Source organism: Calothrix sp. PCC 7507 (genome assembly GCF_000316575.1).
Classification (GTDB): Bacteria; Cyanobacteriota; Cyanobacteriia; order Cyanobacteriales; family Nostocaceae; genus Fortiea.
Genome location: NC_019682.1, coordinates 5185812 through 5203819, shown reverse-complemented (window position 1 = coordinate 5203819; position 18008 = coordinate 5185812). Strand labels below are relative to the sequence as shown.

Genomic DNA, 18008 nt, shown 5'->3' with positions numbered 1-18008 from the left:
TATAGATTTGGAGATAAATCTCTCTGTAGAAGGAACTTAAAAGTACTGATTATGTCAAATATAGCTGGATATAAGTAATAGCAACCTCAATTTAGTGTTGAATGTAGTCAAGTGATTGAGTTTAGTGTAATCATTCACGAAAACACGCTCAATACATTATGGGAGAACAATAGGTGGAAGATAAGAAAAAAAATTTTGCTTTAGAATCTGCATCTATTCTTACTTTGGGAATAGGTTGGTTTCCTACAAATCCTGGAGGATTGGAACGGTATATTTATGAACTCACTCATAAATTAGCAGCTAATCAAGATGAAGTTGAATTATGTGGAGTAGGTCTACCAGGAACTGAAGTAAATTTACCAATAAAATTGACTAATTTGGCTTCTCCAGATAGTAAAATTTGGCAGCGACTGTGGTCTATTCGCACTAATTTTAAGAAAACAAGGGTAGGTAAACCAGATGCAATTAATTTACATTTTGCATTATATAGTTTTCCAATTATAGATATTTTACCAAAAGGAGTGCCAATTACTTTTAATTTTCATGGTCCTTGGTCTTCTGAGAGTCAGCAAGAGGTAAGTAATCAAAGACTGAGTAATTTTATCAAGCGCCGACTAATAGAACAAACTACTTACAACTGTTGCGATCGCTTTATTGTCCTCAGCAAAGCATTTGGCAATATTCTACATCACAAATATCAAATTCCTTGGCAGAAAATTCATGTTATTCCTGGTGGAGTTGATATTAACCAGTTTCAACCAAACTTGTCAACTCAACAAGCACGGATAAAGTTAGGCTGGCCAGAGAAACGCCCAATTTTGTTCACATCTCGCCGCTTAGTGCATCGAGTTGGACTGGATAAATTATTGCAGGCAATAGCCATAATTAAGCCAAGAATTCCTGATGTTTGGCTAGCGATCGCTGGTCGTGGTCATATTCAAGCTACACTACAGCAACAAGCTATAGAATTGGGACTTGAAAACAACATTAAGTTTTTAGGTTTTCTTCCTGATGATGATTTACCCATAGCTTACCAAGCCGCAAATTTAACAGTTATGCCTAGTCAATCATTTGAAGGTTTTGGACTAGTCATAGTAGAATCTCTAGCCTGCGGAACTCCTGTTGTCTGTACGCCTGTTGGTGGGATGCCAGAAATTTTAGCACCATTTTCACCAGATTTAATTACTACCTCTACTGAAGCCTCAGCGATTGCTGAAAAAATAGAACAGGTGCTGTTACAAAAGATACTAACCCCTTCACGAAATGAGTGTCGCCAATACGCCACTACGCATTTTGATTGGCATAAAATAGCCCAGCGAGTCAGAAATGTACTCTTAGCTTAAAAAAGCATAAATTAAGTCAAAAGTCAAAAGTCAAAAGTCAAAAGTCAAAAGGAATAACACGATACACATTTAGCTAAAAGTAAGTTAGTGATAATCTACCAAACTATATTACAAAACGTAAATACACATAAAATCCTTACCAATGACAAATGACAAATGACAAATGACAAATGACAAAAATCAACTTTGTTTGCATTACCCTACTAAATAGTAAATATTATGAAAATTTTTTTCTTAGACCAAAGTGGTACTCCAGGCGGTGCCGAATTATGTTTAATAGATATTGCTAAACCTTATAGCGATCGCTCTCTTGTCGGATTATTTATCGATGGGCCATTTAAAAATTTATTACAGCAAAATCATATCCCAGTAGAAGTTCTCGCAAATCAACCAATTCAAGTTCGTAAAGAAAGCAGTTTACTCCAAGCATTAGGCAGTCTAAAACAACTTATACCACTAATTATTAAGGTAGTAAAAATAGCCCGTGATTATGATTTAATCTATGCTAATACCCAAAAAGCATTAGTGATTGGGGCAATAGCTAGCTTTTTTGCCCGTCGCCCTTTGGTATATCATTTACATGATATTCTATCAAAAGAACATTTTAGTGCAACTAACAGACGCATTGCTATTACTTTAGCTAATCGGTTCGCATCATTAGTAATTGCTAATTCCCAAGCTAGTCAAACAGCCTTTATCGAAGCGGGAGGACACTCGGAAATTACCACAGTTGTTTATAATGGCTTTGACCAAAAAATTTATCAACCTTGCGACTCTGATATTAGCCAATTACGGCAAAATTTAGGACTAGAAGGAAAATTTCTAGTCGGGCATTTTAGCCGTCTTGCACCGTGGAAAGGACAGCATATCTTAATTACTGCCCTTGCTAAATGTCCGCCAGAAGTGACAGCAATTTTAGTGGGTGATGCATTGTTTGGTGAACAAGATTATGTCCAACAATTACACCAACAAGTTGCAGCACTGGGGCTAGAAAATCGCGTCAAATTTTTAGGATTTCGTTCAGATATTCCCCAATTAATGGCAGCTTGTAACTTAGTAGCACATACCTCTACATCTCCAGAACCTTTTGGTAGAGTAATTGTTGAAGCTATGCTATGTGGAAAACCTGTAGTTGCAGCCAAAGCCGGTGGTGCAACAGAATTAGTAGAAAATGGGGTAAATGGTTTTCTCGTGACACCAGGAGAACCCCAGGAACTAGCACAAGTGATTACTAGCTGTGTTTTGGAGACAGAGAAAAGTCAGGTAATAGCTAATAACGCCAGAATTTCTGCTAGTCAGCGTTTTGATGTGACAACTATTAATCAGCAAATTTCGCAGCTATTAGGCGAATTGGGAATTGGAAATGGGGTTTTGTTTGAATAACCCCAGATTCACCTCTGGGGTACTAGTATAGCTACAAACCCACCAATTCGCGTGATTCAAAATCAGTGAGTTGTTGGGCGATCGCTAATCTTGCTTCCAATTTAGCTACACTGAACTGGTTACGCAGATATTCCAAATGGGCGATCGCATTCGCTTTATCAGATGTTAACCGCATCAAGGTGTCCATCGCCTTTTGATATTCCTGATTCACCAGTAGGACTTCAAAGCGACGTGCCTTGCGTTGGGCATCATTTTTCAAGTCTATTTCAAAAGCAGCGATGCGATCGGCATTGCCTTCAAATCGGTTAATCTGCTGCTGAACTGCCATCAACTGAGAGTCTATTTCATTCACCCGTTGGGCAGCTTGCACAATTACAGCTGGATAATGACTCAGTTGCATCATCAAATTATCTTCCTCAGCAAATATCTTGTGTAGAAAATTAGATAGTTGAGAAGATAGAGAGACAAGGAACATTACCCTTGTCCTCAAATCTTCTCAATTACGCCGCTTCCCTTAATGGCGATGGAACAGACACCTCTGGAAATGAAAGTGATAGTTGTTCGGCTTGAGATCCTACAGTTTGTTCTAATACTTTCACTTCAATATTCACACTCACTAAATAACTGCCTGTATCAGCATCAACCGCTTCGGCAATTAATTTAGCAATTTCTGGGCGTTTTGCAGTCAGTGGATCGCGTAAAATGCACCGATCCCATTCGTGTTTTGCAGTCGGATTGAGGCTGAGAATGTAGTGCTTCATCATAGAACTAACCGTTGAATCCATCTTCTGGAAGGCTTTCACAGAGCGGTTTTGCACTTCACCAGGCTTTGTGGGCGCTATACACTTATTATAGTACTTTTGTACTAAATGTGCAATGAAAGGGAAGGGTCAAGGGTCAAGAGTTATTTATCCCCCAATCCCCAATCCCCAGCGTTGCACTGAGCTTGTCGAAGTGTCCCCAGTCCCCATTCCCCATTCCCTAATCAGCTTTGCCATTCATCGGCGTGTTCAGCAACTGGGAATCATTAACCCAAATTGCTTGCTGAGGTACAGGAATATCAATTCCGGCTTGATCGAAGGCGACTTTTAAGCGCCGGCGATACTCCCGTGCGACATCCCATTGTTTTAAGGGCTGTGTTTTAATCCAAACCCGGATGATCAAACCGCGATCGCCAAAATGATCTACTCCCAAAACTTTCGGTGTTTCCACAATTTGACGCAACCATTCGGGATCTTGATCCATCTCTAAGGCTACAGTTTCAATTAACTTCAAAGCCACATCAATATTAGCTTGATAAGAAACGGGAATTGTTAAATCGGCCCGTGACCAACGACTCGACAGATTGGCTACTATTTTAATTTCACTGTTGGGAATTGTGATTAAGCGCCCTTCGGCATCCCTTACCTGGGTCATCCGCAGATTAAGATTTTCGACTAAGCCTCCCACATCTCCCACAGCAATCACGTCACCCAATGCGTACTGGTCTTCTAAGATAATCAAAAAGCCGTTAATCGCATCTTTAATTAAGTTTTGCGAGGCTAGAGAAACGGCGACACCTATTAAACCGGCACCAGCTAGCAAGGGAACAATGTCTATACCCAAGGCAACTAGGGCTAGCAAGATGCCAACACCAGCGCAGACAATGGTCGTAATACTTTTGGTGACACCAGAAAATGTGGAAACGCGAAGTTGCAGACGTTCTGAACTTTCTGGAGTTAATAACGCACTGCTGTTGACTATGGTAGTGGTGAAGCGGTCAATCAGGGCATAGCTGAAACGTACAGCTACGTAGGTTCCCAGGATAACAACTCCCAATCTTAAAGGAATTTGAGCGGCGGAGAGGATGCCGACTTGGAGCGATCGCGTATAAGGAAATAAACCCAAGATAATGAACGTACCGCTACCCCAAATCGCCGCTTGAGTTAGCTGAAATAATCGTTTTTTGACTTCTTGTAAATGCCGATGATGTTGTTGATTTAGTTGTGTTGTAATCTTTTTGTCTGCCGCTGAAGTTGGGAATATCGGCTTTAATGACTCATATTCTAAGCGGCGTTGCCAGCGACGGACACCCCAACTCAAGACAATCATGGCCAAACCGCTGGCCCCGGCAATTATACCTTGTTGAATTAAAAACTGAGTTTGTCGCTCTCGCTTGGCCTGTTGTAAGTCTTGATGCAAAACATCGGTGATTTGATTTGCTGATGACATCCCGTCTACCTGTCGCAACCCGGCATCTTGGGCAGTGATGGTCATCAAATATTGGTCGTTGACGTAAATTACTGGTGATTCCTTGATGGTACGAATCTCTACCTTGGGTTCTTTAGCAGTTGAACGAAAGTAATTTTGGCTAATTTCCTGCAAATTTTGTTGAACATTTTTTAACCTTTCAGGAAAATTAGTTTTTGTTCCTGCTATCTGAAACAACCGACGACCATCCAAATAAATCCAATCAGAAACAATTCGATTATCTGAATCATTACTGACTTTGCTGGGAGCTTGAAAGTCAGTTAAAAAGGGAATCTGGGCTGTTACCTTGGGTGCAGACACAACTGCGATCGCCATTGAACCCGCGATCGCCAAAAATTGTAAGCGCACTTAAACACCTCCTTAAGCAAAATTTGCTGTTGAGTACTTCTAGAGCCATCCTCCACAATTAGGTTCAGTAAATTTATTTATCTAAAGCTAAGTTTCTCTCTGTAGGGGACAAATTTTTGCCCTTTCCAGTTATCCTCTCTCTTTAGATAGATGACACTTTACTGCATCTACTCTAGGTGATGGATAGAGGAGTCTTTGAGATTACTCTTCTTAAAGATAGACTAGTAATTAAAAAGGCGGCGATGACGTTGAGATTACTGTGATCAAACCTCATACAATTTTGGATTTTGGATTTTGGATTGACCCCACAGATAAATCTTGGCGTTTCTATCACGAAGAAAGTAGTTAGTCAAGCTAATTCTAAAAGTCATCAACTAAGTGTTTGATCGTGATCACGACATAGAGCAGAAAGCCCAGCAGTAGCAACCTGAAGTCCAAAAAAGTTTCGGGTTATAATGAACTAGTCTAGTACGGAAACTATTACGTACCTTTTTTTACTTTCTTGAGGAAACTTTGATGACCGCAACTTCTCCCCGATTAAAGCACGAGGTTAAAGACCTCGCCCTAGCTCCCTTGGGAAGACAGCGCATTGAATGGGCTGGACGCGAAATGCCAGTTTTACGGCAAATCCGCGATCGCTTTGCCCAAGAAAAACCCTTCGCCGGGTTGCGTCTTGTGGCTTGTGCCCACGTGACAACTGAAACCGCACATCTAGCCATTGCACTCAAAGCTGGTGGTGCAGATGCTGTATTAATTGCTAGTAATCCCCTATCAACTCAAGATGACGTAGCCGCTAGCCTCGTCGTCGATCATGAAATTCCTGTTTTTGCCCAAAAAGGCGAAGACAACGAAACCTATAATCGCCACGTCCAAATAGCCCTAGATCACCGCCCCAACATCATCATTGATGACGGTAGCGATGTCGTTGCAACCCTAATTCAACAACGCCAGCATCAAATTGCCGATTTGATTGGCACCACCGAAGAAACTACAACCGGAATTGTGCGGTTACGTGCCATGTTCAGAGATGGCGTGCTTACCTTCCCCGCCGTCAACGTCAACGATGCTGACACCAAGCACTTCTTTGATAATCGCTACGGTACTGGACAATCAACCCTTGACGGCATTATCCGTGCCACAAACATCCTGCTGGCTGGGAAAAACATTGTCGTTGTCGGCTATGGCTGGTGTGGTAAAGGCACAGCCCTCCGCGCCCGTGGACTAGGTGGTAACGTAATTGTCACCGAAATCGACCCCATTAAGGCAATTGAAGCTGTGATGGATGGCTTCCGTGTACTGCCAATGGCAGAAGCCGCTAAAGTTGGTGATTTGTTCATCACAGTCACTGGTAACAAGCACGTGGTGCGCGGCGAGCATTTTGATGTGATGAAAGATGGGGCGATCGTTTGCAACTCTGGTCACTTTGATCTCGAACTTGATTTGAAATACTTAGCATCTCAAGCTAAAGAAATCAAAGAAGTGCGCCCCTTCACTGAAGAGTATAAATTGCAAAATGGTAAGTCAGTCATCGTTCTCGGTCAAGGACGCTTGATTAACCTCGCCGCTGCGGAAGGACACCCCAGTGCAGTTATGGATATGAGCTTTGCTAATCAGGCTTTAGCCGTTGAATACCTAGTGAAGAATAAAGGTAAGCTAGCACCTGGTTTACACTCAATTCCTACTGAAGTGGATCAAGAAATTGCCCGCCTGAAGCTACAGGCAATTGGCATTACCATTGATACCCTCACAGCAGACCAGATTGAGTACATCAATTCCTGGACTGTAGGCACTTGAGGTTCAACTAAATAAATGATTTATTTGGGGGTAGGCAATGTGCTTATCCCTTTTTTGTGCTGCTTGATGTGATACACCAACTTCCCTGATATCACTTGGCTATAACAATCAAAGTCAGAAATTAAATGCTGAAGTTTCTTACTTTCTGCTCTTTGGTGGCGATCGCCCCTACTAGGACTGTAGCGAGACGCTCACGCGGGCTTTTCGGCCCGCACTACCAAAAACCCCTCAAAACAAAATTGACAGACTACTACCGTCACCTCAAAACCTGATCCCAAAAGCAAATCAGCAGCTACTGTAAGCGATCGCAACGAGAAAACCGCATCGCCCTATCCTCCAAAACAGGTGCTAGACAAACCCATGTTACAACTGTATTATTGAAAATATCCTCAATTACAAATACTACAAGCTTTCAATGAACCGCAGATTCTTCTCAAGCATTAGCAGCGCCATGCATTGCCGACCCAGCAAGGGTTTAGGCAGAGCCATCGCGCTGTTTGCGTTTGAGGGTACATATCGCTTTAGCTGCGGCGATAAATCCACAATTGTGGGCATTTTGGGAGCAATTGCCCAATGGCTAAATCCAGATCAACTTATTCAGAGCGGGAGGTGCAAATGTCTTACAGCACCGATATAGGGCAAAAAATATCGACTACTGACCCCCGCTCCTGAAATCTCAGAGGCGGGGGTTATTTTTTTAGGAGTGAATTAACTTATGGAAGTTCAACCACCTTTTCAGCAATCACACATATTACAAAACTCAGTTGTGGTGTAGCATACCTGGGACAACGTTGTGACAGCGTGTGAGAGGTGTAATTCCACTAAGAGCGATGTCTGACGACAAGCCGCTCCGCGTCTACGCCTCCCACATGAAGCTGGAATGGTACTCAAAACCAAGCCCAAAGCTCCAATTCATCCAGCAGTTGCATTTGCCGAACAGTTCTGGAACGCACAACGCCTGAATGAAACTGAGTAATTTACTCAAACCTATCCAGAGAGGGCAATACAGCCATTAAGCAACCCTTGCCCTCTCACTTCTGGAAAAAAAGTTTGTAGTATGCCCTTGACACTTTTGTAGTATATATGTAGTATATATGTAGTGAAGCAATCAAGCCTCTCAAAAAGGCATAGAGCAAACACTTCTGAACCATGAAAACTAAATAATTGCCACACAACGTGGGGGTGTAACTCAGTTGGTCTAGAGTGCCTGTCTGTCGAACAGGAAGCCGTGGGTTCAAATCCCATCATCCCCGTGTAGCCTTGTGGACAAATAGACAAGTTGCTTTGATTCTCAATCAAAGAGAAGCGGGTGCAACTCCCGTCAAGGCTGCCAAATGTGTCCAGGTCGCCTAATGGTAGGGTATTGGTCTGCAAAACCGACTGTGCGAGTTCAATTCTCGCCCTGGACTCCAAACGTTGCAGTGTAGCGATTTACGGCAAAGCCTTGAGCTTCATAACTTGGTATATGCGAGTACCCTTCGGGAACGCTAACGCGAACGACTCTCGCCACTGCTACCAAATGCAGGGATAGTGTAACGGCAGCATAAGGGTCTCCAAAACCTTTGGTCTGGGTTCAAATCCTAGTCTCTGCGTTCTACTGCGTGCCCCAACATAAAAAGCTTACAAACTGGTCATCTGATCTACCAATCAGAGTAGGTTCAAATCCTACAGCCTCCACCAAACTTGGGGGCTGAAAAAAACAGCTTCTTAAACTTGCACGTGGTAGAAATCTCACTCTTGGTGCAGAAGCGAAGTGGTCGAGCGGCACGTCTTTCAAGCGTGTAATTAACGGGTACAAGTCCCGTCTGCACTACCACCAAATCTTTCATAGGTCGGCTCGCCTATCAGCGTGGGCAACTGTCTGTAAAACAGCCGCTTCTTGCATTGCTCTTTCGACTCCTGCTCGACCTATCAACAATGGAGAGTAAATCGATCAGGTGATCGGCGCTGTTTGCTAAACAGATGGGATTGCATCTGTGGTTCGAGTCCACTGCTCTCCGCTTTTGAGAACGTGGTGTAACTGGATAACATCTCAGATTACGAAACTGTTCGCGTAGCGTGGCGTAGCCAAGATTGAGAGTTCAAGTCTCTCCGTTCTCGTCTTACCCCCTGGTAGCTCAGTTGGTAGTAGCGCCTGTTTGAAAAATAGGAGGTCATCCGTTCAATCCGGATCTGGGGGACTGGCACATTGCCTCATAGCTCAATGGCAGAGCGACGCGCTGTTAACGCGGGGGTTGTAGGTTCAAGTCCTACTGGGGCAGCCATTCATTGCCGAGTGGACGAATAGGTAGAGTCACCTGTCTCTGAAACAGGAGTTTGTAGGTTCAAACCCTACCTCGGCAGCCATTTATTGCTCTGTGGTGTAACTGGCAACATCCCTACCTTTGAAGTAGAAGATTCCAGGTTCAAATCCTGGCGGGGCAGCCAAATTATACTCCTGTAGCCCAACTGGAAGAGGCGGCTGTCTCAAAAACAGTCTGTGTGTGGGTACTGCTCCGCAGAAGCAAGCTACAAATCCCACTGGGAGTACCAAATATCGGGATGTGATTCAGTGGTCTAGAAGCCGTGATTTGGGGTCACGGAGTCGTAGGTTCAAATCCTACCATCCCGACCATTTGCCCTTGTGACGAAACTGGCTTTCCGTGCTGGTCTTAGAAACCAGATTTTGTGGGTTCGACTCCCACCAAGGGTACTGGGCATTTGCCCAACAATACTCCCGTGGCGAAATTGGTAAACGCTTCCGTTTGAGGGACGGAATTTTTGCTCTTTCAATTCCTGTCGGGAGTACCAAATTGGGTCGTAAAGCCTTTCGGGCATACAAGAAAGGCAGAGCGGCTATGCAGCCGCCTTTTAAGCGGATTCATCCAGGTATCCTTCGGGGACGCTATGCGAACAACCCCTGGGCGACCCACCAAGCAAAAACGGGCTGTTAGCTCAGTTGGCAGAGCAGCTGCCTCTTAAGCAGAAGTGCGTAGGTTCAATCCCTACACAGCCCACCTTGCCCCTGTGATGCAATTGGTAGACGTAGCCCGCTTAAACCGGGTTTGTTGCAGGTTCGACTCCTGTCAGGGGTATTTGGTGACATCGCGGGGATGGAGCAACGGTGGCTCGTCAGGCTCATAATCTGAACATCAGCAGGTTCGACTCCTGCCCCCGTCACCAAAATTAGTGCTGGTGTAGCTCAATGTGGCAGAGCAACTGACTTGTAATCAGTAGGTTGCGGGTTCAATTCCTGTCACCAGCTTGACTAACGCGATCATGGTGTAGTGGTAAACACCCTTGGCTTCCAACCAGGAGACACGAGTTCAAATCTCGTTGATCGCTCTGAACCCTCAAGGTTCTTAGATGCGGATGTGGTGTAAGGGCAACACCGGAGTATGCCAAGCTCCAAATGCGAGTTCAACTCTCGTCGTCCGCTCTCTTAGCCCTGTAGCTCAATGGTGGAGCAACTGTCCTACAAACAGAGGGTTACAGGTACCCTGTGGGAAGCCGCTCCGCGTCTACAAATCCTGTCAGGGCTACCAATTTATGGGAGTGTCGCCTAATGGATGGGCATCGATCTTCTAAATCGATTTGTAGGGGTTCAAGTCCCTTCACTCCTGCTCATGGGTTCGTAGCTCTAATTGGGAGAGCGCCTGTCTTGCACACAGAAGGTTGTGAGTTCAAACCTCACCGAATCCACTTTTGGTGTCTGAAGCCAAAGCGGTCGCGGCGCCCTTTTGTGGAACCAGTTATAGCGGGTACCCTACGGGAACGCTGACGCGAACAAATCCCGTCAGACACCCCTGAATGGAAGATGCTGTTCAAGGGAGGGCAACTAGTCTTGAAAACTAGAGCAGGGTAACATCTGGAGGTACCCTGCGGGAAGCCGCTCCGCGTCTACAATTCCTCCATCTTCCGCCTTCCACCTGAAGCCGAAAAGTGAGACGCTGTGCTGATAAAACAGATTACGGATTCTCTCCTGTATTTGGTCGTTGAAAGGAAGATTGAGACAACATATATCTAAAATAAATTAAAAACTCCATCGGTACATTTGCTAGGTATGATATTTAGTCTGTGAGAATTTCTGCACGTTTTAATATCTACCTAGTAAAAAACCAGCTATGACCCAGAACTACCGCATTACACTACTCCCCGGCGATGGCATTGGCCCTGAAATTATGGCAGTGGCGGTAGATGTGCTGAATGTTGTCGGGAAACAATTTGATCTTCAGTTTGATTTCCAGGAAGCTTTGATTGGCGGTGCAGCCATTGATGCGACAGGTGAACCCCTGCCAGCTGCTACTCTGGAAACTTGCCGCAATAGTGATGCGGTCTTACTCGCTGCTATCGGTGGTTATAAGTGGGATTCTCTGCCATCTAACCAACGCCCAGAAGCGGGTTTGTTGGGGTTGCGGGCGGGTTTGGGATTGTTTGCGAATTTGCGCCCAGCGAAAATATTGCCTCAGTTAATTGATGCTTCCACCTTGAAGCGGGAAGTTGTGGAAGGCGTAGATATTATGGTGGTGCGGGAACTCACAGGGGGGATTTATTTCGGTAAACCCAAGGGTATTTTTGCTACCGAAACTGGTGAGAAACGTGGTGTAAATACGATGGTTTACACTGAGTCAGAAATTGACCGGATTGGTCGGGTGGCTTTTGAAGCAGCGCGGAAACGGGGTGGTAAACTCTGTTCAGTGGATAAAGCGAATGTATTAGAAGTATCCCAACTGTGGCGCGATCGCATCACCAAACTGGCTACAGAATATCCCGATATTGAATTATCTCATTTATATGTAGATAACGCGGCGATGCAACTGGTACGCGCCCCCAAACAATTCGATACGATTGTCACAGGTAACTTGTTTGGTGATATTCTCTCAGATGCCGCTGCTATGCTCACAGGTAGTATTGGCATGTTACCCTCTGCGAGTTTGGGTGCTGCTGGGCCTGGAGTATTTGAACCCGTTCACGGTTCCGCCCCAGATATTGCCGGACTTGATAAGGCTAATCCCTTAGCGCAAGTTTTGAGTGCAGCAATGATGCTCCGCTACGGTTTAAACCAACCAGCGGCCGCAGATAAGATTGAGCAAGCAGTATTCCAAGTTTTAGAACAAGGCGATCGCACAGGTGATATCATCTCTCCAGGAAAGAATCTGCTGGGTTGTCGTGCTATGGGCGACGCACTTATTAAATCAGTGAACAGTGAACAGTGAACAGTTATACAGTGAACACAGTTTCAGTCGGGGATTTGAAGAGTAACTGTTACCTACCACTTGTGATAAGTGGGGGACTCTGACTCCAGAATCAATACATCCTCTCTACTGATAACTGATAACTGTTAAAGCTTTATAAGAAAAATCATATTCTTATAACTAGTTTGACCATTTTGGCAACCTTTGCGGAATCTTTCAGATAAACTAGAGAAAAATTTAGCAAGCAAATAGCAGTATAGTGCAAGCTTTACGACAACACGGAACAACCAACTTCACTACTCCCAAAAACCAGTCGCCCTTGATTGATCCCGCCGTGATCAGGGCTGCTGGACAAATTTACTACATTTATTGTGAAGTACATCCCGAAATCATAGGACAAGCTTCAGGAGTAGCAATTAATCGCTCAACTCATCGAGGTAAAGTGATTTTTACCCACAATCCAGCCCTCTTACCGCAAGAGTGTTTTGTGCCGATGAGTCAAATTGAGTCACAAATGTATTAATAGTCAAGAGTCAAGAGTCAAGAGTCAAGAGTCAGGAAATGTGGACAAATGGCTATAAATCAACGACAAATGACTAATGACAACTGACTAATGACTATATGGACATTTTGATGATTGTCCCGGCGAGTCTCATAGTCTTCGCCTTGGGTGCATCTATCGGCAGCTTTATCAATGTTGTAGTTTATCGTTTACCGGCTGAATTATCGATTCTTTGGCCGCCTTCTCGCTGTCCCCACTGTCTTAACCAGCTAAAAGCCTATGATAATGTACCAGTGCTGGGCTGGTTGCGGTTGAGAGGTCGGTGTCGTTTTTGTAAAAGTAAGATTTCTGTCCGTTATCCTGTGGTAGAAGCGTTAACGGGCATAGTATTTTTACTAGTATTTTTATTATTTAAAGTCTCGATTTTAACAATAGGATATTGGGCTTTTTGTAGCTGGTTATTAGCCTTAGCACTCATTGACTTGGATACTATGACTCTACCTAATCAACTGACTCAATCAGGTTTGGTAGTAGGGATAATCTTTCAAATGGTTGTCGGTTATTTACCAGCAGGTAATGGGGTGGAATTAGTCAAACACCTGATGATGGGAATAGTGGGAGCCGTGTTAGGTTTATGGCTATTTGATGCGATCGCCCTCATTGGTTCCATCGCCTTAGGCAAAACTGCAATGGGTGCGGGAGATGCCAAATTAGCCGCCATGATGGGAGCTTGGTTGGGTTGGAAGTATTTACTGTTGGCTAGTTTTATCGCCTGTGCGGTGGGAGCATTAGTCGGTGGCGGTGCTATTGTCCTATCACCAAAAAAACGGGGACAAAAGATCCCATTTGGGCCTTTTCTCGCATTAGGTGCAGCGATCGCTCTATTTGGTGGTGAAACTATTTTGTCTGCTTATTTACGGTTATTTTTTCCAGTCAGTTGAAATAGAGTAAAGATATACAAATCCAAAATTTCAGAATCCTGTTTTCTGATCTTTCTTTTATCAACCCATCAATTTATCATAAAAAGTCTCTCACCTTCATGACTGTAACGATCATTACGCCATCTGCCCTTCAGAGTTTGGTAGTATCAACCTGTGACTTGTATTACCCTTTCAACCAGCTGAATGCTCATCACCTAGCAACATAAATTCTTGATTTGGGAGCAAGAAATCCCCTGGAAGGCTGGGAAGCATCCTCTTTGGGGGTTAGGCTTTCAAAAGCTTGCCAGTACTTTCACAAAATTCAGACGCACAAGAGACTTGTATTGGCATCAGCATTTTCGTTAAGCTGACAACCAAAGATGCAAAATCATGTCTGAATTGCTTAGAAACGTTATTTGACGATGTAGGGACTAGGGACTAGGGACTGGGGACTGGGAACTAGGGACTAGGGACTGGGGACTAGGGGAATGAGGGAGAAATCCCCAATCCCCAATCCCCAACACCCAATCCCCAATCCCCAACACCCAATCCCCAACAGTGTCTTTGGCTTGACTTCATACCTACTTGAATAAGAAAAATATGGCAAACAACGAAGAATCACGCGGTTTAAAGTCTCTGTTAGATTGGTTTGCAAATCGACGGAAATCAGGAAACATCAACCTCGAACCCCAAGAACGTGAAATTGCTGATGGACTATGGCACAAGTGTCCTAAATGTGGTGTGTTGACATATACGAAAGACCTGAGAGCCAATCAGATGGTTTGCGGGGAATGTGGACATCATAATCGCGTAGATAGTGATGAACGCATCCGCCAATTGATAGATCACAACACTTGGAGGGCGATGGATGAGCATCTGCGTCCTACCGATCCTCTGCAATTTCGCGATCGCAAACTCTACAGCGATCGCCTACGAGAAACACAAGATAAAATCGGTTTAATTGACGCTGTCAAAACTGGACTAGGTCAAATCAATGGTTTGCCTGTCGCTGTTGGAGTCATGGACTTCCGCTTCATGGGTGGTAGCATGGGTTCAGTTGTGGGCGAAAAACTCACCCGTATGATTGAGCAAGCCACTCAGCGACGCTATCCTGTATTGATTGTTTGCACTTCTGGTGGAGCTAGGATGCAAGAGGGTATGCTCTCCCTGATGCAAATGGCGAAAATCTCCGCAGCCTTAGAACGCCATCGTCAAGAGCGACTGTTATATATTCCTATTTTGACTAATCCCACCACAGGCGGTGTTACTGCTAGTTTTGCCATGTTGGGTGATATTATCCTCGCAGAGCCCAAGGCGACTATCGGTTTTGCAGGTCGGCGAGTGATTGAACAAACTCTCCGAGAAAAACTACCTGAAGATTTTCAGAGTGCTGAAGATTTGCTCAAGCACGGTTTTGTCGATGAAATCGTACCCCGTACCCAGTTAAAGAATACCCTAGCCCAGCTGATTGCTCTCCACCAACCCCTACCAACCACACCCCACATGGTTTTATGGGAGACAATGAGCTTGAGTTCTACTGCAGCTGAATAAGAAAATGAAGGAGATGAGAGAGAATATTTTCACTACTCTATTGACTCCCTCATCTCCCCCACTCCCTCTACTGCTCAGGTAGAAATGATAATGTTGCTGGTTACATTTACCTGATGGAAGCTGAATGAATAAAATCACAAAACATCTAAATCAAAAAGAGAGGTGATATCCTCTCTTTTTATGACTGCTAGGTTAAATTATTTACTTTCTCAACTGCTTCCTTTAACTCTTCAAAGGTAACACTACCGTCTTCGTCTGAATCATACCGTGCTAGTAACTCCTGGGGGCTACTGATACCTGTCTCAGCAGAAACAATTGCACTTAAACCAGGGCTTAAAAAAAGCTCATGAATGGAGACTTTGCCGTCTTGATCGATATCTAAGGTATTAAAAAGAGATTGAAGCTCTTGCTCGGTTGCCATAAGTTTCTATGTGAAGAACCGTTTTCCAACTTAATATCTCATTAATAAATTAAATAAAATTGCATCCTTAGACGTAGAAACGGGTATCCCTGGGACTTAGATCAGGTGTACGCTGTGATACAGCGTACTACAGTCATCTGATGAAAATCAACATGCACGAACGCGTCAAGGTTCTAACACAGTCAGGAATACAGCAAATTTTCGCTCACATGTTAACAAATGACGCGATCGCAGACTGACCATTTGCCATTGGGCCAAGATGGAAGTATTACCTCGGTGAAGACTGATAATGTTCTACTGATGGCTGATAACTGTTCCTCAGCGTTCTTGCACAAAAATCAGTGGGACAAGTGCCACTAATCGAATTAGGCTAGAGAAGGCAAATAATCCTAATAAGCCTCCATATTCAGTAAATTGTGCTAAGAAGCCGCCGATGGTTGTGCCCAAAGCACCACTAATTCCACCCACAGCAGCAACGATCGCAAAATAAATCGACCCGTTTTTCACTGGCGCAATTCCCAGTTGCATATTGTTGTTGCACAAATCAATCGCCGCCCAAGTCCCACCCGCGAAAATATGTAACAATGGCAACCACAGCCAAATATCCAAAGAATTAGCACTAATACCCAGCCACAGTAGAGGTATGATTGCAACCAGAATGCCGATAATTAGTAGAATGGGGCGATCGCCTATTTTATCTGCCAACTTACCCCACAAAATCAGCATCAGCAAATTAGCCCCCGCCTGCAAACTGCCATATAAAGTCACCCAGCTGACATCCAGATTCAGTGTATCCAGCATATAGAAGTTAAAAAATGGCGCACTGAGATTCACAGCCAGCATCCATAAGCTGAAATAAAGTAGAAACCTCAAAAAGTTAGAATTTTTCCAAAAGCTTTCTGGGTTGGAAGTCTGGGGTGAAGATGGAGATTCAGCATCTGGTTGAATCTCAGTTTTTTGCAGACACTTAACAAAAGCAGAATTTGGCATTTGTGGATTCACATCCACCTTAAAATACTGACACCCCAATCCAATTAGCCCACACACAATACCTACAAGCAAAACCACCCCATAACCTTGTAAAGTCCCTCTATACCAATGAGATACAGCAAAACCCGCCAAAGGTACACAAACCAAATTAGTCAGACTCGCTGCACTATTGCGAATCCCGAAATACCTACCTCGTAATTTCCGGGGAACAATTACTCCTATCCAACTCAGCCATGATGCACTTCCTAGTCCGCCTAAAAGATGGCTGAATAAAACAATCAACAGTGTCAATACTACCAATTGCTCAGAAGTCACTTTTCCCAAGTTTGTACTAGTAATACCAATGGCGAGAATTAACCACAGTAGCCGAGAAAGTCCAAAAGTCAAAAGGGAATACTGAAAGCGGCTGGTAGTGCGTTCCGACAAGTAAGCACCCAAAGGTTGAATGAGATTTACCAGCATGGGGATAGAAGAAAGCATCCCAAATATCACTGGACTAGCATTCAACTCTACTAAAAAATTACTGAGTAAAATTCCACCAGTAGTCATGGAGAAAACCGCAGCGAACACACTATCTGCAGTAGATGCTCTTAAACTGGTGCGAATAGCATTTTTATAAACAAAAGGGCTGAGTTTTGTGGTAGACGAGATTGCTGTTTGAGATGTGGCAATTTGGGGAATTTCTATAGTTGTAACTTCATCTATTTCAATCTGAACAGAATCCATAAAGTTTAGAGATATGACAATGGGAGCATCTCGCCAGGGTTAGATTATTTTTAATTGCCCGAATATTTATAAAGTATTCTGTGTCTAGCTTAGAGATTATTTCAGCGATAGTTAGAGTCAAAGGAATAATTCCGGACAGCGACATTTACTGATAGTATAGCCCAGAAAAATCTTGATAATTAATCCATAACGCACCTAGTTATAGGACTAGTATTTGATTTTTGAAATATTACGTAGGACATTGCCCAGGATATTCCGGGTTTTGATGGGCAATGCCTAAAAATACTTAGATTTTGTTCAAAACTCAAATCGGATTCCTATATATTCACAATTAACCTAAATTCAGTCTTATACCAATTCACAAAAACACTCTGATATAGAAAGATTTCTCGCAGTAGCACGGCATGGCCGTGCCCTTACCAACGCATCTGTATCATTATTAAAGTGAAAGTGAAATGGTATTATCTGTTACCTATTGCCTATCGCGCTTGCGCTGCGCGCACCACGCACCTAAGTTCAAAAATCAAATCGGATTGCTATACAATCATAAAATCACTACTGAAGTTTCAAAATTGTTGTATCAAAAAGCAAATAAGCTGACATACA

12 protein-coding genes, 22 tRNA genes and 1 pseudogene are annotated in these 18008 nt (G+C 43.8%); 30 read left to right on the top strand and 5 right to left on the bottom strand.

What is annotated here, in order from left to right; all coding sequences use genetic code 11:
• Positions 1–173: 173 nt before the first annotated feature.
• Together CAL7507_RS22310 and CAL7507_RS22305 are read left to right on the top strand one after the other, a co-directional pair.
• Positions 174–1343, top strand: coding sequence for a glycosyltransferase family 4 protein (locus CAL7507_RS22310; RefSeq protein ID WP_015130750.1), 1170 nt, complete (start codon positions 174–176; stop codon positions 1341–1343).
• Positions 1344–1562: 219 nt separating this feature from the next.
• On the top strand, positions 1563–2726 hold the full coding sequence (locus CAL7507_RS22305; protein ID WP_015130749.1) for a glycosyltransferase family 4 protein: 1164 nt from the start codon (positions 1563–1565) through the stop codon (positions 2724–2726).
• Between the two features lie 31 nt (positions 2727–2757).
• On the opposite strand, the gene CAL7507_RS22300 is transcribed toward CAL7507_RS22305, so the two are convergent.
• From CAL7507_RS22300 to CAL7507_RS22290, 3 genes are all read right to left on the bottom strand, one after another.
• A complete protein-coding gene (locus CAL7507_RS22300; protein WP_042342391.1) occupies positions 2758–3129 on the bottom strand; it encodes a hypothetical protein in 372 nt (123 codons plus the stop codon).
• Positions 3130–3226: 97 nt separating this feature from the next.
• Positions 3227–3490 (bottom strand): hypothetical protein, encoded by a 264-nt coding sequence (locus CAL7507_RS22295; protein WP_015130747.1) that lies wholly within the window; start codon positions 3488–3490, stop codon positions 3227–3229.
• A gap of 217 nt (positions 3491–3707) precedes the next feature.
• The gene (locus tag CAL7507_RS22290; RefSeq protein WP_015130746.1) at positions 3708–5324 is read right to left on the bottom strand and encodes a mechanosensitive ion channel family protein; all 1617 of its coding nucleotides are present in this window, start codon (positions 5322–5324) and stop codon (positions 3708–3710) included.
• 516 nt (positions 5325–5840) lie between these two features.
• On the opposite strand from CAL7507_RS22290, the gene ahcY reads away from it, so the two are divergent.
• The 28 genes and pseudogenes from ahcY to accD all read left to right on the top strand — a co-directional run bounded on the left by ahcY (position 5841) and on the right by accD (position 15265).
• Complete coding sequence (gene ahcY, locus CAL7507_RS22285; RefSeq protein WP_015130745.1) at positions 5841–7118, top strand: adenosylhomocysteinase; 1278 nt, start codon at positions 5841–5843, stop codon at positions 7116–7118.
• Positions 7119–7893: 775 nt separating this feature from the next.
• A pseudogene (locus tag CAL7507_RS22280) lies at positions 7894–8094 on the top strand (HNH endonuclease); the annotation flags it as partial.
• 202 nt (positions 8095–8296) lie between these two features.
• Positions 8297–8371, top strand: a tRNA-Asp gene (locus CAL7507_RS22275).
• A gap of 3 nt (positions 8372–8374) precedes the next feature.
• Positions 8375–8451: transfer RNA gene (locus CAL7507_RS32080), tRNA-Glu, on the top strand.
• Positions 8452–8456: 5 nt separating this feature from the next.
• Positions 8457–8530: transfer RNA gene (locus tag CAL7507_RS22270), tRNA-Cys, on the top strand.
• A 109-nt stretch (positions 8531–8639) separates the two neighbouring features.
• A tRNA-Trp gene (locus CAL7507_RS22265) sits at positions 8640–8710 on the top strand.
• A 147-nt stretch (positions 8711–8857) separates the two neighbouring features.
• A tRNA-Glu gene (locus CAL7507_RS22260) sits at positions 8858–8934 on the top strand.
• A gap of 189 nt (positions 8935–9123) precedes the next feature.
• A tRNA-Arg gene (locus tag CAL7507_RS32075) sits at positions 9124–9218 on the top strand.
• A gap of 6 nt (positions 9219–9224) precedes the next feature.
• Positions 9225–9298 (top strand) — tRNA-Phe (locus tag CAL7507_RS22255).
• A gap of 9 nt (positions 9299–9307) precedes the next feature.
• Positions 9308–9382, top strand: a tRNA-Asn gene (locus CAL7507_RS22250).
• A 5-nt stretch (positions 9383–9387) separates the two neighbouring features.
• Positions 9388–9464, top strand: a tRNA-Gln gene (locus CAL7507_RS22245).
• Between the two features lie 5 nt (positions 9465–9469).
• Positions 9470–9545, top strand: a tRNA-Gln gene (locus CAL7507_RS22240).
• A 6-nt stretch (positions 9546–9551) separates the two neighbouring features.
• A tRNA-Leu gene (locus CAL7507_RS32070) sits at positions 9552–9650 on the top strand.
• A 5-nt stretch (positions 9651–9655) separates the two neighbouring features.
• Positions 9656–9732 (top strand) — tRNA-Pro (locus CAL7507_RS22235).
• A 3-nt stretch (positions 9733–9735) separates the two neighbouring features.
• Positions 9736–9810: transfer RNA gene (locus CAL7507_RS22230), tRNA-Leu, on the top strand.
• A gap of 20 nt (positions 9811–9830) precedes the next feature.
• Positions 9831–9908: transfer RNA gene (locus CAL7507_RS22225), tRNA-Leu, on the top strand.
• 133 nt (positions 9909–10041) lie between these two features.
• Positions 10042–10114 (top strand) — tRNA-Lys (locus CAL7507_RS22220).
• Positions 10115–10118: 4 nt separating this feature from the next.
• Positions 10119–10192, top strand: a tRNA-Leu gene (locus tag CAL7507_RS22215).
• A 96-nt stretch (positions 10193–10288) separates the two neighbouring features.
• Positions 10289–10362 (top strand) — tRNA-Thr (locus CAL7507_RS22210).
• 8 nt (positions 10363–10370) lie between these two features.
• A tRNA-Gly gene (locus CAL7507_RS22205) sits at positions 10371–10442 on the top strand.
• Between the two features lie 23 nt (positions 10443–10465).
• Positions 10466–10536: transfer RNA gene (locus tag CAL7507_RS22200), tRNA-Gly, on the top strand.
• Positions 10537–10541: 5 nt separating this feature from the next.
• A tRNA-Val gene (locus CAL7507_RS32065) sits at positions 10542–10642 on the top strand.
• 6 nt (positions 10643–10648) lie between these two features.
• Positions 10649–10720: transfer RNA gene (locus CAL7507_RS22195), tRNA-Arg, on the top strand.
• 5 nt (positions 10721–10725) lie between these two features.
• A tRNA-Ala gene (locus CAL7507_RS22190) sits at positions 10726–10799 on the top strand.
• Positions 10800–11221: 422 nt separating this feature from the next.
• Positions 11222–12313, top strand: a complete 1092-nt coding sequence (leuB, locus tag CAL7507_RS22185; RefSeq protein ID WP_015130744.1) for a 3-isopropylmalate dehydrogenase — start codon at positions 11222–11224, stop codon at positions 12311–12313.
• A gap of 238 nt (positions 12314–12551) precedes the next feature.
• Entirely contained in the window at positions 12552–12815 is a 264-nt protein-coding gene (locus CAL7507_RS22180; protein ID WP_015130743.1) for a hypothetical protein, read from the top strand.
• Positions 12816–12913: 98 nt separating this feature from the next.
• A complete protein-coding gene (locus CAL7507_RS22175; protein WP_042341471.1) occupies positions 12914–13735 on the top strand; it encodes an A24 family peptidase in 822 nt (273 codons plus the stop codon).
• A 579-nt stretch (positions 13736–14314) separates the two neighbouring features.
• Positions 14315–15265 (top strand): acetyl-CoA carboxylase, carboxyltransferase subunit beta, encoded by a 951-nt coding sequence (gene accD / locus CAL7507_RS22170; RefSeq protein WP_015130741.1) that lies wholly within the window; start codon positions 14315–14317, stop codon positions 15263–15265.
• A gap of 187 nt (positions 15266–15452) precedes the next feature.
• Here the strand turns inward: accD and CAL7507_RS22165 are convergent, their stop codons facing one another.
• Positions 15453–15686 carry an EF-hand domain-containing protein gene (locus CAL7507_RS22165; protein WP_015130740.1) on the bottom strand — a complete coding sequence of 78 codons (234 nt, stop codon included), beginning with the start codon at positions 15684–15686 and terminating at the stop codon, positions 15453–15455.
• A 318-nt stretch (positions 15687–16004) separates the two neighbouring features.
• A complete protein-coding gene (locus CAL7507_RS22160) occupies positions 16005–17402 on the bottom strand; it encodes an MFS transporter (protein WP_015130739.1) in 1398 nt (465 codons plus the stop codon).
• Positions 17403–18008 lie beyond the last annotated feature (606 nt).